This is a genomic window from Pseudooceanicola nitratireducens (genome assembly GCF_900109195.1).
Classification (GTDB): domain Bacteria; phylum Pseudomonadota; class Alphaproteobacteria; order Rhodobacterales; family Rhodobacteraceae; genus Pseudooceanicola; species Pseudooceanicola nitratireducens.
Genome location: NZ_FNZG01000001.1, coordinates 1,006,437 through 1,021,512, shown reverse-complemented (window position 1 = coordinate 1,021,512; position 15,076 = coordinate 1,006,437). Strand labels below are relative to the sequence as shown.

The window sequence follows — 15,076 nt, the reverse complement described above, 5'->3', positions numbered from 1 at the left end:
CCGCCTCACGCCAAGCGCGGCCCGTTCGTCTATCGGTTAGGACGCCAGGTTTTCAACCTGGAAAGAGGGGTTCGATTCCCCTACGGGCTGCCATGGCGTTTTTCCCGGCCTTGTTTTACTGGCGCTTCAGTCCGAAGGTGTCCCACGCGGGACAGGCCGTGGGACACCTTTTGTGGATTTGCATGCCTCGGCGGCCGAAGCCATCCTCTTCGAGGCCGACGCAGCTGAACCACGGCGTGCGAATTTTTTAGTGTAGATCGCTGCGGTCTTGGCCTCCGTCCACCCGAATGACGCCATGATCTCGAATTCACTTGCGCCGCTGTTCGCCATCATCGCTGCAACTCCTTTGCGGATCCCGTGCTGAGAGCGTGTGGCGACCTTTTTCACGATCTTCCGCTTGCCCTTCCCGACATAAATCGGTTCTCCATCGGCGTCCGTAGCATCGACACAAAGCCCGGCCTCAATGATCCATTTTCTGACTTTGTTGTCGAGTGCGCCGGATGACGCGAACGGTGCTCCGGCTTCGGTCACAAGATACGTGTCGCGCTCGTCATGATGCTCAAGCTCGGCAGCAAGCATCTCTCCGAAGGGAATCGATACAAACGCGGAGCCTTTTTTCGACGGCTGCCACTCAAGATACCGATCATCTCCATGCATAACTTCATTCTCCCGACCGAGTCGGTGCATGTCTCCGATCCGACCGTGACTGTCATATGCGAGACAAAACCAAAGCCTGGCCATGCTTCCCGGGCCGTGCGTAGAAAGATATTTCCCGATATCATTGGCATCCCATTGCAATGCTCCACCTTTACTTTTGTGCCCTGACTTGGCCTCGAAAACGGCGCTATGCTTAGGAAAACCCCTTGTTTTTCCCCATGTATATGCTGCCCTTAATGCTTTTAGACATGTGTCCGCGGCGCCCGTCTTGACACCAAAACCATCGACGATGTGTTGAAAGGCCTCGATCGGCAGGTCCGCGCTGAGGGTTCCCATTCTGTCGCCATCAGGGTCAAGCGTGTCACATGCCTGGTTCAGACCCGTTGTGCGACTTGAAAGCGTCAATTTCGAAAGGTTTCCAGACATTACGCGGTCTTGCATCCAGTCGATAAACCGTTCACTGAGGTTGTCCAGAGAGCCTGTTTTCGATTTTTTCGGGGCCTCAATTTCAAGCGCGCGGCCCAGGCGCGCGGCGTCATAGTACTCTTGAAACATGGGTTCGCCTGGCCCGACCGGTATTGTGGTTCGGTGCTTCTTGTCGCCATCTTTTCGGACGCGCCAACGGATCGATCCGGCTGGCGTTTTGTCTTTGAGAAGTCCTGGGTAGTCGTGTTTCACGATTTTTCGCCCCATTTTTTCGGCTTGCCCGCGTCGTTCGCGGCGACATCCTGTCCAGGTTTCAATTCCTGTGAGCTGAATTCAAGTCGGTAGCTTCCATCCGCGAGCCACACGGCGGCGGTCGGCGTGAGCCCAGCGGCAATAGCGCCTTCGAGCGCTTGTCGTGCAGCTGCGGCAGTTATTCTTGGTGCGGGCATGTCAGATCTCCTTTCCGAGGAGATCGGTTCGACTCTGATCAAACGGACGGATCTGAATTTTAGGTTCGATATCTCGATGGAGCACGGTCAACCGCCAGGGCTGTTTCTGTCTCTCAAAATGTGGGTGAGAATCTCATCCGCTCAATGGAAAACACCTAAGCCATTGAAATGTATAGAGCCCAATCTTTCTCAGGAAAGATTTTGCGGTTCATTGTTTTACTTAATCGGCCTGCCGATCGTGGGTGAGTTGGTCGCAGGCGTCATGTGCGTCCCGGCGAGAAAATGGTCTTTGCCCTTTCTCATGAGACAGTTACCAATTCTCATGGAGGTGCCTCATGCCGGATCACGAAGAAGAACAACCGAAGAAGAAAAAACGCCGGCGAGGTAACACGCTTGAAACCTGGGAGATTGCGATCGTTAAGGCAATGATAGCCCGCGGCGGTAATTTCTCAAACGACCAGGATATCTTGGCATACTTCACACGACCGACGCGCTCCGTGAACCATCGGCTGATCGCTGAAATCCGGACCGAGACGAAACACAAGGCTATCAAAACTGCGCCTGAAACCGATCTCGACACATTTCTTTCGATATGGCCAGACATCGATCATGAAACCGGCTTGAGCGTTCGGGGAGATGAACTGTTGATCAAGGCTCGTGAAGCTATGATAGCGGCAGTTCAGACCTTCAACGGCGCGGGCCTCACGTTCCGAGCAGAGCTTTTCATCGTCACCGCAATCATCGCATGGACTTACCTCATGCATGCCTGGTTCAAGCGCGAGGGCATTGATTATACGTACACAGGACAAACGACGAAGGCCGGCGAGGACAAGTATTGGGATCTCGGGCACTGCTTGAAGCAAGGAAAATGCCCGGCGAAAGGTGGTGTTGCCAAGAACCTGGAGTTTCTCATCGAGATCCGACATGAGATCGAACACCGGACCACGAGCCGTATCGACGATGCCCTCGGCGCCAAACTCCAGTCCTGCGCATTGAACTTCAACGACCTTCTGAAGAAGGAGTTCGGACTTCAATATGGGCTGGAAAAGAGACTACCGATTGCACTTCAGTTCGTGTCTTTCGAAACGGAGCAGATCTCAGCACTGAAGAAGGCATCGGGCCTGCCGAAAAGCATTGAAACTACAATCGATGCGTTCGAGCAAGGGCTGACAGAAGAGCAACTGAAAGACCCAGCGTACCGGATGTCCTACGGTTTCGTGCCCATGACCGCGAAAAAGCCCGGCGCTGCTGATGCAGCGGTCTCTATTGTGGCAACGGGTAGCGACGAGGCAGACGAAATAGAGAAAATCATACTCAAAGAGGTGAACAAAACTCGGTATCCACCGGGAAAAGTCGTCGCAAAGGTGCAGGCGGCGGGTTTTCCCAACTTCCGTATGCAAGACCACATAGAACTCTGGCAGTCACTGGACGGCAAAAACCCTGCGAAGGGATACGGTTGCCAAGGCGACTACAATGGAACATGGGTTTGGTTCGATAGATGGTTCTACCGGGTTATTGAGCACTGCGAGCAAGAAGGCGGGAAATATCGATAACGTTTCGCTATACCCCCCTTTCTTCACTTCTGGTTTCAGAAACCGAGGCTGGACTTCTAAAGTCAAAACCCAGGCAGTGAAGCAGCCGTGGGGCCGGACCGGCAGGCACGGCTATGAATTTTGCGTTGCCAAGAGTATGCACAAGATCGCATCCCCCCTGCCCCTCCATAATCCGTGTCAAAAAACCCCTCGAAAGCGACAACTGTCGAAGGCTTGGCAGCGAAAACCGTTCTGAACCGGGTATGCAGGGCACGACCGCTACAATAGGTTCATCAAGCCGTTCTCCGGACCAGCCACGAAGAACCTCAGCGGCTACATCCGCTGGTTGGAGGTGCGGTTGGCAGGTATGAGCCCGGCAGAGATTGTCCGTGCATCGTAGACGAGGGGTCGCGCAGAGGTCTACGTCGAGCTTAGGTGACTTCGCAGTTGCGGCAAGGGCGCAGCCGTCGCAAGCGGCCCAGAGCAAACCGTTCGTATCGATTGGGGCGAAAGTCGACGGTGATCTCTACAGGCAGTCTGCATCTGTTTCAGCGGGCCCAGCTCGCAGTCAGCTCTCTGTAAACGAAGTTGCATGGGCGCCTTGGCGCCCACGCCGGTTTGCCCTCAGGCAGCGAGGGCGAGCACCTTCTTTCGCGCGCGGTGCGCGCGTGCCTTCAGGGTTGTGATCGGAGACCCAGTTTCGGCGGAGATCTCCGCCAACGTGTTGCCTTGGGCCTGGCGAACCAGCAGGTGGAAGTCCCGGGGGCCGCACGCCTTCGCATACCTTTGCAGCATAATGCGGCTCTCCGCGGCGTCTGCGACGCCTCGACCTTCATGTTCACCTGCGATGTCGTGGCTATGCGCGTAGACGATAGCGCGGCGACGACGCTCCTTCCCGATGCGGTTCACGACGAGGTTCTTGACCTGCCTCGCATCGATTGTACGGCGCTTCGCGATACTGTCGAGCAGGTCTGTCATTGCCGCTTCGATTCCGGCAGCCTTATATGCGTCGGTCGTGCCCTTAAGCATCGACTGAAGGCGGGCATACTCCACCCACGGATCTGCATCCATGTTTCGTCTCCATTGTTCTGTGCGGGCGGCTATCGCCACGCGGAGGTTGGGCGAGGGAAGATTCGCGTCCGGCCTGCACGTCTCATCGCGGTCGCTGTGCCCGATGATGGCGTGTGGATCAGGTTGGCACGAAGCCCCTCAGATACATTGTAACCCAGATCGATCTTGGGTTGCAAAAAATGTCGGGCACCGCAAAGAGGTGCCCGAGATGATTTTAAAGGGTCGTTAGCTGGGTCTTGAGCGTCTCCGACCATTCGCGCCTGAGGTCCTCGAACAGCTTGGTGCGTTCGGGGTTATCGCCCTCCAGGCTCATCTGGCTCTGCGTCCGTCCGAGGCTGAACAAAAGCATCTGCAAAGCCACCAGAACATCGGATGTCTCGTCGGCGGCGCCATCATCGTCAGGACCGGTATTGCCGTCGATGTCGCTCCCAGCGTTGACTGTCAACTGTGCGATCGGATCGTACAGTTTCGAAAAGAATGGATGGGCAGTGTTGATCGTCAGCACCACTTTACCGAACTGGTAATCCACGTGGTAGAATGGCCAGTATTCATCGTGCTTAAACGTCGTGATGAACTTCGAATTCTTGATCCGCTCGAACGCTTCGTCGTTGGTTTCGTCCTTGCGCTTCAGGGAAACCGCCAGTCCGCGCAGGTTAGCATCCAATTCCGCAGCTTCCTCCGGAGTAGTCGGCGCAGGACTCGGCAGAGGCTTCGCCTGCATAGCATCCGCCTCACCGGCACGTCGTTCCGCGTCACTCACCTTGTTTCCGGAGTCCAACGCACGTCGCTCTTTTCGGAACTGAGCGGTGCGGTTTCGTACCCGCGTGACCTCTTCGCGGATTTGCTCTCGGATGTAGTCGAGCGCAAACTTCTTGGGCCGCACGCCCTGCTTGTTCATCGCTACGCCAAATGCCTCGTCCAATTCACCACCGAAATCGATCTGGAGGCGAAGCCAGTCGTTGTCTCCGTGGCCGGCGCCAGCCAACTCCCTTACAGTTCCGCTGAACACCTCGCGGTCGTTTCGCATGAATGACACCGTGTGGCCGTCGAACACGTGGAGATCGTTCTTTAGAATCTTCCGCGGCAGGTCGTACCATTCCTCGATCGGAAGCATGTAAAGCCTCACCGCCACAGGTGCAGTCCGATCGCTGTTCTCGCTCACGGGCACATGGATTTCGGGCCAGGACTTGATCAGTTTGCTGCGCTTTTCCTTGATCCCTTCCACACGGGTGTGACGAGCGTTCAGGTCCCAGTAGGTTGGATCGAACGCGTGGACGCGCCGGTTGTTAACAAACAGGCGAAGGCCTTGGCTCAGTTGAACCCGGTAAATGCGGGACATTTCCCGGATGGCATCCTCAGCCAACGTCTGAGCCTTCTTATAGGTCACACGATCGCAATCCGGTATGTGGACGATGGTGCCGGACCCACCCATGCGATCCAGAAGCTCGTCCTCGTCATCCGCGAACAAGTCCTGATCGGCATGAAGACGGGGATAAACCATCGGTTTCGTTAGGATGCGGGCCACGCTCGACGGCAGGGCATCCAGCAACTGTGGCTCGGGCAACTCCAGGAGATTTGACATCTTGGAACTGATGTCATTGACGTCCAGGGTCATCGTGTAGATCGCCCCCGGCTCGGTCCACGAGTACAGTTCCACGGCCGGGGACATACTCAGGGCCGCCGTCTTCATGCCCACGCCAAAGCGACCGATGCCCTGCCGGTTATCGTAATACATAGACCCGCCGAAGGACATCGCGACCTGCAGGACGTGCGGTTCCATCCCGCGTCCGTTGTCCAGGACCAGCCCGTCGATCGAATAGGCGCCGCGCTGACCGGTTTGATGGAAGTAGACGCGGACCTCGGTCGCGCCAGCCTGGATGGAGTTGTCCACGTGCTCGCAGAGCGCCGAGGTGGTGGTGTTGTACCCAACGTCCCGCAGCGAATTGATGAAGGTTTGCCCGAGAAAGAGCGGAACTTTGGTACCTTCTTTCAGAACGCGGTTAAGGACCGACTTGCCGCCCCGGGGTGCGTGATCGCCCCATTGCGGCTCGAACTGGAAGTCGTCTTCGACGTCGATGTGTTTGGTTTTGTCGTTCATCGTAGTGCTCCTGGTGTTTGTAGCGATCGCTGTGATCGCCAGGGTGCTGAGACGCGTAGCGCCTACAAACATATTGTCGGTCAGCGAGAGCAATGGTTGCGCCGCTTTGCGAAATTTATTGTGGCGGCGACCGGTGCAGCACCATTCCGGAGGACCGTACGTCGGCGAGACTCGACTTCAGGCCCCGTAGACGTCACGGGCTATGCGGTCGTTGATGGCGACCGCAGCGAATGTCCACTTCTCTAATTGGCCTTCTGGGTCAAGCTCGTTTCCTTTCATTCTCTGCAAGGATCGCTTATCCGGGTCACGCTTCTCTTCGCTTCTGGTGTGGCGTTCTACGGGCGCCGTTGCATGCTGGTGTCGGATTGGTAGAGGAGAGCCCCGCTTTCCGGCGCGCTTCAATTGGCGCAGAAGACATCCACAATGCAAAGCGCACAGGACCGAAGCGACACATCCAAACCAACGAAGTATTCCATGCTCTTTCTCCCTTTCTCACAGCATCGTTGTGATCCTATCGGGAGCTCGATCTCTGAGCAGGGTCAGCCCAATAACGCATGCTCTACGCCCATTCCGTCGAATGACTGCGCAATTGAGAATATGAGTAAGCACGCGATGCGAACGGCGGCAAAGTCCGCATAGCAGATCAACACGGTTTGCGGACATCACCTATTTTTTACGGGGCACTACCGGGAGAATAGACATCCAGAGCATCGTCAATACGGGAGATGCCGACGGCGCGGCGGTGAGCGCACATGCCGACAGCTGTAGCTCGGATTTCGTCTTGGTATTCAGCGGCGGGTTCGACGACATAGCCGAGAGCGAGGACAACCTGATGGACGGCTGCAATCGCTTCGTCGGTGGCTTCGAGAGGGTGAATCCAGACAAGACCAGCCAGCGCCCGCCCGTTCGAAAAGAACTCGATCGCGGTGATGTCAGGAAATCTGACACTTAGCCATGCGGCAACATCGAAAGCGTCGGTCGGATTCATGCGTCATCTCCAGCAAGTATGCAGAGCAAGCGCGCATTTTCTTCGAGTTCGTGGAGATCTCTCTCTCGCCATTGTTGACCTTTTGGAGGGTTTATATGCCATCCATTAAGCAGCCAGCGAACTGCGATAATTGGAGGGACGGGCATAGATATTTGTTCACCGTGTACATTCTCGCATGTAACAATGAGCTGTTGAGGAAAATCAATCATCGGTCGCCTCTGTATTTGTTGCGACGCTAAGATTGGCCGTTTTGTTGGGTGACGAAGGAGATTTTGCTGCTGGGACAGGTGAGCCATTCCGAGACAAAGGCTGGCTCGTCAACTGTCCCAGGGCATCCTACTGTTTTAAAATCTCTTTTCCTGCATTGGGACAGACGAGACAGATAAAATACAATACTTCCACGTGAGAGACATCTTTAGTCGGGCATACGTAAACTATGTATGAGATCGCTATGGTGTGTGACAGATTCCTCCGCCCCATCTGTCCCACAGCCCGAGACGATATTTTTCTCCTTGAAAACAAACTGTTGGACCTCTTTGCCGTCGGGACAGATGGAGAGCTCACTTCATGCTTCTGTACCAAGCCGACCCCGGAGGAAAACCCTGTCAATATATTTTTTTTGTTATATTACATAGCCTTAAGTATTTTTTTCAATTTTTCTTTCAAGTCCCGTTAAGCCACGCCTTTCGAAGAGACTTATATTCTTCCTGTAGCGACAAACGCTGCTCTTCACCTGTGTCACATACCCCTGGGATTGATCCCCCGGGGGTGACCATGGCGGAGAAAGACACAGGTAGGAAAAACCAAATGAAAAAATCTCTTCCGGCTCTAAGCCGCCGCCCCTCCGCCCTCTCGAAAGAGGTCATCGCCGCCGTGCGCACGAAGGGCGCTGGTGTGAAAAGCTCTGCTGTCTTGGCGATTGTCGAAGGCACCGACGACGAAAATTCTGACGGCGACGGAGGAGGAGATGATCCGGATATAGCTGCGGCACGGTCGTTCCTCGCGGCAGTGCCGTCTATTGAGCCTGCACACGTTTGGTGGATCCTCGCAAACTTTGAACGGGAAGCCGCTCAAGCTTCTGAGCTCGGCCTCGACAAGATAGAGGCGAACGAGAATCGGAAGGCATTCAATGTCGTTGATTATCTGCGCAAGCGCTACGTCTATGCGGCGTTTAGGGATGAAATTTGGGATCGCCGTGCGAAAGATTGGATCTCAACCAAGGCGCTCTCGAACTCTGAGGCACACATCATGCCTATCGACGCGAAATCAGAAAAAGGAGAACGCCTCGACGCTTTCAAGATGCTTCGCGAAGACCCTACCGCGCATCGCGTTCACAATGAACGCTTCCTTCCGAAAGACGATGGAGAGATTGTCGAGGTCGACGGCGTAAAGTGGCTGAACACCTACACCAAACCTGACATTGCTCCAAAAGATGGAGATGCAAGTTGGATGACTGACCACATTTTGTATCTGTGCAATGGCGTGACAGAGCACGCAGAGCATCTTCTCGACTGGATGGCATTCGCGGCTCAAAACCCTGGAGCGAAAATCAACCACTCGCCCCTTATCATTTCGCCCGCTCAGGGTGTCGGCAAAGACACCCTCGGAATCGCGCTTGCAAGAGTTCTCGGATACGACAATGCATACTTCTTGCCGGACGATGCCCTAAGCGACGGTCGGTTCGACTTCATGAAGAGCTCGTCTCTTGTGGTAGTGCCTGAGATTATGTGCGGCGAGCGCCGCGAGGTGGCGAACAAGTTGAAGCCCCTCATTACCCAAGAGATCATCCGGATCAACGAGAAGAATGTGAAGCCTTACCGCGTGCCAAACCATGCGAACTTCATGATGTATTCGAACTACGAGAACGCAGCGTACGTTGAAGACCAAGACCGCAGATATTTTGTAATAATCTGCCGCCAGCAACCGAAGTCACCAGCCTATTTCGACGACTTTTACTCAAAGATTTGGGGCAAAGAGATCGCTGCTTTCGCGCACGCGTTGCATACCAGAGACCTTTCAACGTTCAATCCGCATGCACCTGCTCCTCACACAGAGCACAAAGACACGGTACGCAATGCGACGCAAAATGGCGTCGAAGCGTGGCTTGAGGATGCTTGGCATTCTCAATCGGCTCCCTTCGACAGGGATATCATCAACACGCGTGAAGCACTGAAGATTGCACAAGATGCAGGAGCACCGCGTCAGACATCAGTCCAGTCTATAGCGGCATTCCTTGGAAAAGAGCGTATTGGTGGAGGCGATCTGGGCAAGCCCCGCATCGGACCTAAGGGCAACCAGATACGCCTCTATGCAGTACGAGATTTCAAGAAACTGCAGAATGCGCCAATGAGTGTCATTAAGCTTTGTTATGAAGGCGAAAGCGTAGCGCGTGCAAAGATGATCTGTGATACGCGCGAGATCAAAGCCCGTGCATTGCGCCAAGGCGCCAAGTAAGACCTCCGTTGTTGGGGTTGTGGCTACCCTCTATGACTTTGATGCGTCCATTTTGGGAGGAATGTTCCTTGCGGAGGTTACCCAACTGCCGTGATCAGTTACCTCTCTCTGAGCAAGACGGCGTTCCCGCTGCCCGGCCTCACAAACCTGCCTGTCGTCGCAGAATGGGCACCGCGGATTAGGCACAATGCGCTGTAATGTTTTGGCAACCATTTTCAGTGCACGATCGAACCATGGCACACCTTGCCCCTTGCATGATCTACTCCGGAAGCCAGGTCCGTCTGACATGGCCGGACTTGACCGTCCTGGCTATCAACCACGCTGATGGCCTCGAAATAGGCCAATTCACCGCGACAGAGCGGATTACAAGAGTCGAAGTGGAGGCGCGAGTAAGGACGGCCCTGAGCAGGGCAAGGCTGCCTGGAAAACCTCGGATCGCCGGCCATCTCGTATCGCTCTAAAACCTACTGTAATCTGATCGTGTTGGCAGCATCTCATTATGATCGCCGGGCCAAGGATATTGGCGCCCGGGCAAGTTCGCGGCGGTCTCAGTGTCCTGTGCGTTGACGGTCTGGGGCGCGGCGCCAGACTTTCTTCGGAGAGACCCGCGGGGGCTCTGGAGTTTGTGGCAACGCAGCGCTTTGGTGTTCAAGATCCAGCGGCATGTCGAAGCCCTGTGCAACATCCTGCCTGCTGGAATCGGCGCGGTCATCCTCACCGCCACCGTATCTTATATTTGGTCTTTGTGGATTTTTTCGAGAGGCCGGATCGATCGGATCGCGACCGAAATCGGCCCCCCAGATTGCTCTTGCGATTCCGAGCAAGACCAGACCAATGTTCGCCATCAGAACCAACGGCACCTCTTCATCGGAGCCGTGCGTTCTACGCGCTTCCCACAAAAGTGAGCGATAAAGATTATCTAACTCAGCGTTCAATTCTGCGTCGGCGCGAGCCTCTTTCAGCCAGTTTGGTTCGGGTTCTTTGGCAATGCCAGCTGCTTCGAATGAAGCGTTCAGTTCCAGTATTTTGCGGGCGGCAGCAGCACGCGCCGGACCGAGATGGCGGGCTGGCATTTTCGGCGCGCCTTGACCTTTTTCATAGCGCACTTTGTGACTGCACAGGTCGACCCGACCTCGCGACGATCCGGCTTTGTCCAGCGCACGGTTCATGCGGTCTTCCCACTCCTCACGCATCGCCATTATCTCAGAAGAGCCACGGGACTTGGATTTGTGCCCCGATATGTCTTCTTGCGCTGAACGATCGTCCAATTCCCGGGCCTTCCTACCCAGTCCCTGCGGCGCATCTGGTTCCACGCGCCGAGTTGTCATCAGGATATGGCAGTGTAAGTTTTTTGAGCCGTCTCTTGGCGGATCGTGAACGACTACTTGGACCGCGACGCCGTAGCGCTCAACGAGCCAGAGAGCGTAGCCTCGGAGAATACGGTGGAGGTCTTCTCTTGCGAGTTCGACGGGAAGCGCAATGGTCATCTCGCGCGCAGTCTGCGCATTTGCGATCCAGGCACCGTTTTTCTTACGCTTTTCGCGCTCTTCCGCAGCTTGCCAGAGGTCTTGTGGGTCGCGGTTTCGCCAGCCAAAAACGCCTACCAATTCGATGCCATGGCGCTTGGTGTAATTGTGCGTCTTGCCAGTGCGAGGATCGTGGAGTTTGGCGCCGAGGTGGTACGCCGCGCGCGCGACGGCTGACTGCCCCTTGCTCCTTTGCACAACTTTGAAACGTGCCCAGCTGGCGCTGTGTCTCTCTGTATGTGAGACGGTCAAAGTCATGCTCTCACCCCGACCCCGTTTTTATCGAGTTGGAAATAGGTACCGCTGACGCGGGAGCAAAATTCAAGGAAGGGGCGCAAGGATGCAAAACGACATTATCGTTGTTGCAGGTCGCCTAACGGCAAGCTGTCTCATGCCGTTATGGCGATCCAGCAAAAGCTAAACGTCTACCGACGCGGTTCTCGGAACGGGGCCCGATTTCCTTTTCAGGAAAAGTCCTGAATGGAGGTTGGAACAATGAAAAAGTATCATGTGTCAAGGTCGCAGTCATACCAACGGTATCGTGATCGGATAGCGCGCCTCGAAATGGCTGCCAGAGCAGAAAATCGAGCCCAACGGACCCACCGCCTCTGCGTTCTCGGCGGAGCGATTGAGCGAATTGTTACCGAGAATTCGGACGCAGACACGGAGACATTGCGACAGTACCTGCTCATGCACATCGAGCCTTGGCATCTGTCCGCCGTCGAAGAAACTCTTGGCAAGCCAGACGCATGCGTGCAGCGCAAATTTCGGTAGCACGAGTGACAACCACACAAACTGTATGCCTTGCGGCTCGCCCGCGAGGCTGTTTCATCCCTAACCATAGTTGGCGGATTTGTGCGCTTCGCCGAATCTTGGTCCATCGGAAACTGACTTTTCCCAAGTACTCGGGAAGACTGAGCGGGGGATGCCAGTCACGCTCCAACTGACAATGCTGCAAGCTTTCTACAGATGCGTTCCAAGAGAAACAGTTCACATGAGACCCAAGGCGCAGATGTGTTGGTATCGGCCATCAAATACAGTTTTTGGCGCCAGCAATTGTCGTTCTAATCCGTGTCTCGGTTTCAACGGGATGCATTGAACGGGTCTTCTTTTTCTTCCCACACGTGCACCGCGATTGGTACTGGTTTCAACAACCATCGAATCAGGGGAAGCGGCATGGCGAAAAAGAAATCCAAGGAAAAAGAAATGTTCCATATCGCCGAATGGTATGGAATGCCGTTTCTCGATCTCTCGGATGGGGATCGCCTCCGCCTCGGAAAATTCAAAGCATCTGGCAAGATGCTGGATAAGAAAGAAATGCAGCGCATCGTTGACCTTCGGGAAAAGGTCAAGGCGGGTCCTCTGACACCCACGGAGCAGAAACGGTTAGCAGATCTCGAGGCCCGCCTCGCATCTTTGCAGTCAACGCAAATGATCTGTCCGTTCCGCACAGATGCCCCTTTCCCATTCTGCAACAAAAAGGGCGGCGTCTGCTCAATGCGTCTCTACCAAGAGAAGCCTGGCGGCGGGATCCAGCCGGTCACGGGCAAGCGAGCCTACATCCGCGGCATGTGCCCCGTGCGGTATCAAGAGGACAACACTGTAGTTCAACACATTGGTCAGGATCTCCTTGGCGATCCGAACCCGTTCCAAGTCGGCGAGGTTGGTTTTCTGGAATCGACCGGCAACCTTGACAGTGACCCCGGACAGAGCGTCGGGAACATCGACATGGTTCTGGCGGCCACGAACACGCCTCAAGGACATCCAATGCAGTGGGCTGCCGTCGAAGTCCAGGCTGTCTATTTCTCTGGAAAGGAGATGGGCAAGGAGCTCACCGCGATCGCGAACGACGGTGGGCGTCTCTCGATGCCAAAGGAAGGCCGTCGACCGGATTACCGATCAAGCGGCCCCAAGCGTTTTATGCCCCAATTGCAGATCAAAGTGCCGACTTTGCGTCGTTGGGGAAAGAAAATGGCTGTCGTTGTCGACATCGCCTTCTTCGAGTCGATGGGTAAGATGCGCGAGGTCCCCGATGTGTCGAATTGCGACATTGTCTGGTATATTGTGGACTTCGTCCAGCCTACGCCTGGGGCCGCGTTCGCGCTCCAGGTGGTCGACCGCCGCCTGACGACACTGGAACACTCAATCGAAGGTTTGACGGGCGGGATCCCCGTCGCAAAGGGAGACTTTGAGGCTTCGATCGAAGACAAAATGATCGCTGGTCCGTAACGCCATGTCGATATGGAATTGCCGGAAACCGCGATATCTGGTATCCGCGTAGAGAACAAAAGAAGACTCAGAGGGTGGCATGGGCGAGCAGTGGAAACCGACAGTTGTGGACCTCTTCTGCGGTGCTGGTGGGTTGACCGCCGGTCTCGAGATGGCCAATTTCCGTGTTCTGGCCGGAAACGACTGCTTCGATGCCGCTGGAGAAACCTTCGAAAAGTCACATACCGGAGCCACCTTCATCCCTGGTCCGATCCAAGACCTGACGGCGAAAAATCTGAAAGCGGCGACTGGCCTACAGAAGGGAGAGTTGGACGTCCTGGCCGGCGGCCCCCCGTGCCAAGCCTACTCAGTCTACAATCATCAACGCGGAATGCACGATGAGCGCTCCCAGCTTTTTCGGGAGTACCTTCGGGTCGTGAAAGAGATGCACCCGAAGTTCGTGGTTATGGAGAACGTCACGGGGATCTTCTCTGCCGGTGGTGGCGAGGCACTCCAAGCAATCAAGGACGAGTTCGCAAAGCTTGGCTACAAGGTCCAAGAGCAGGTCCTGCGCGCCGAGGAATACGGCGTACCGCAGGAGCGCCGGCGAGTCGTCATCATCGGCAATCGTGTTGGTGCGCCGATCATTCATCCGGAGCCGACACATGGGCCAGGCTTGAAGCCATATGTGACGATCAAGGACGCCATTGGCGACCTTCCTACACTGAAGAACGGAGAAGACTGCGGCCTTATGGAGTATGCGTCCGAGCCCAAAGGAGATTTCCAGATCTTAGTCCGCGGAAATCGGACGACCGTGGAGAACCATTCTGCGCCGCGCCTGGGCCAAGTGAATATGGATCGGCTCGAGCACATTCCCCCTGGGGGGAGTTGGCGCGATATCCCGTTCGACTTGCTGCCGGCGGGGATGAAGCGGGCGAAGCGATCCGATCACACGAAGCGCTATGGACGGATGACTTGGGACGGGCTCTCCTGCACGGTCCTCACCAAGTGCGATATCCATTGGGGCGCATACATCCATCCAGAACAGAACCGCGCAATTTCTGTCCGCGAGGCTGCCCGTCTACAGTCTTTTCCCGACAGTTTTGTCTTTTCCGGTTCTAAAACTGATCAATATGTCCAAGTCGGCAATGCAGTTCCACCGCTCCTCGGCAAAGCGGTTGGTCACGCGCTGATAGAGGCGATGGAGATCGCGGCAACCGAAGAGACAGCGGCATAGAGCCACTCTCCATTCCAACGCCTTACACGACAATAAATGTCGCCGGGGCCGAAGTCATTTTGGAATCCCGACCGCGTTCCATGTTCCGTTTCATCGGGCTAATGCAATAGGTCTGTTTACAGGAAATGGGGCACAGGAAAATCCATCAATCCGCGCTCCGCTTCGATTTCGATGGCAGCGTTGATACTGACAAAGCTCTCCTCAAGGTGACCACGAGAATGGTCGATGAGCTGGGTCAACTGCAGCTGGAATCAGACTGGCCATCAGCTGATCAGCTGCGTCATTGAGTTAGACAGTGCGATGCGCAATCACACCGGCCATTCGATGTTATTTGCTTGAGAGTTTGCCAACAAACCCTCGAAAGGCGTGAGACACCCGTCCAGAAACTGAGGATGGCCGCATAAATTCTGCGTCCAAGCCTCGGCAAAAA

Annotated in this window: 11 protein-coding genes and 1 tRNA gene; 5 read left to right on the top strand and 7 right to left on the bottom strand. The window is 55.4% G+C overall.

Annotated features, from left to right (window positions below):
- The first annotated feature begins 18 nt into the window (after nt 1-18).
- Nucleotides 19-93 (top strand) — tRNA-Glu (locus tag BMX99_RS04755).
- Between the two features lie 33 nt (nt 94-126).
- On the opposite strand, the gene BMX99_RS04750 is transcribed toward BMX99_RS04755, so the two are convergent.
- Nucleotides 127-1,335, bottom strand: coding sequence for a site-specific integrase (locus BMX99_RS04750; protein WP_170848782.1), 1,209 nt, complete (start codon nt 1,333-1,335; stop codon nt 127-129).
- Nucleotides 1,332-1,532, bottom strand: a complete 201-nt coding sequence (locus tag BMX99_RS19460) for a hypothetical protein (RefSeq protein ID WP_139199424.1) — start codon at nt 1,530-1,532, stop codon at nt 1,332-1,334. The genes BMX99_RS04750 and BMX99_RS19460 overlap by 4 nt, the downstream gene beginning before the upstream one ends.
- Nucleotides 1,533-1,867: 335 nt before the next feature.
- On the opposite strand from BMX99_RS19460, the gene BMX99_RS04745 reads away from it, so the two are divergent.
- Nucleotides 1,868-3,085: a DUF3644 domain-containing protein gene (locus tag BMX99_RS04745; protein WP_093447828.1), complete on the top strand. Its 1,218-nt coding sequence runs from the start codon at nt 1,868-1,870 to the stop codon at nt 3,083-3,085.
- Nucleotides 3,086-3,688: 603 nt separating this feature from the next.
- On the opposite strand, the gene BMX99_RS04740 is transcribed toward BMX99_RS04745, so the two are convergent.
- The 3 genes from BMX99_RS04740 to BMX99_RS04730 all read right to left on the bottom strand — a co-directional run bounded on the left by BMX99_RS04740 (nt 3,689) and on the right by BMX99_RS04730 (nt 7,221).
- Complete coding sequence (locus BMX99_RS04740) at nt 3,689-4,135, bottom strand: sigma-70 RNA polymerase sigma factor region 4 domain-containing protein (protein WP_093447825.1); 447 nt, start codon at nt 4,133-4,135, stop codon at nt 3,689-3,691.
- Nucleotides 4,136-4,349: 214 nt separating this feature from the next.
- Nucleotides 4,350-6,233 carry an ATP-binding protein gene (locus BMX99_RS04735; protein WP_093447822.1) on the bottom strand — a complete coding sequence of 628 codons (1,884 nt, stop codon included), beginning with the start codon at nt 6,231-6,233 and terminating at the stop codon, nt 4,350-4,352.
- A gap of 673 nt (nt 6,234-6,906) precedes the next feature.
- Nucleotides 6,907-7,221, bottom strand: a complete 315-nt coding sequence (locus BMX99_RS04730) for a hypothetical protein (protein ID WP_093447819.1) — start codon at nt 7,219-7,221, stop codon at nt 6,907-6,909.
- 774 nt (nt 7,222-7,995) lie between these two features.
- Between BMX99_RS04730 and BMX99_RS04720 the strand changes: the two genes are divergently transcribed.
- A complete protein-coding gene (locus BMX99_RS04720; protein WP_139199422.1) occupies nt 7,996-9,675 on the top strand; it encodes a primase-helicase family protein in 1,680 nt (559 codons plus the stop codon).
- A 548-nt stretch (nt 9,676-10,223) separates the two neighbouring features.
- Here BMX99_RS04720 and BMX99_RS04715 read toward each other — a convergent pair.
- Nucleotides 10,224-11,459 (bottom strand): MobA/MobL family protein, encoded by a 1,236-nt coding sequence (locus BMX99_RS04715; protein ID WP_093447809.1) that lies wholly within the window; start codon nt 11,457-11,459, stop codon nt 10,224-10,226.
- 918 nt (nt 11,460-12,377) lie between these two features.
- Between BMX99_RS04715 and BMX99_RS04705 the strand changes: the two genes are divergently transcribed.
- On the top strand, nt 12,378-13,430 hold the full coding sequence (locus BMX99_RS04705) for a NotI family restriction endonuclease (RefSeq protein ID WP_093447803.1): 1,053 nt from the start codon (nt 12,378-12,380) through the stop codon (nt 13,428-13,430).
- A 79-nt stretch (nt 13,431-13,509) separates the two neighbouring features.
- The gene (locus tag BMX99_RS04700; protein ID WP_093447800.1) at nt 13,510-14,646 is read left to right on the top strand and encodes a DNA cytosine methyltransferase; all 1,137 of its coding nucleotides are present in this window, start codon (nt 13,510-13,512) and stop codon (nt 14,644-14,646) included.
- Nucleotides 14,647-14,762: 116 nt separating this feature from the next.
- Here BMX99_RS04700 and BMX99_RS19970 read toward each other — a convergent pair whose 3' ends face one another.
- Nucleotides 14,763-14,885: a hypothetical protein gene (locus BMX99_RS19970; RefSeq protein ID WP_280140397.1), complete on the bottom strand. Its 123-nt coding sequence runs from the start codon at nt 14,883-14,885 to the stop codon at nt 14,763-14,765.
- Nucleotides 14,886-15,076: the final 191 nt, after the last annotated feature.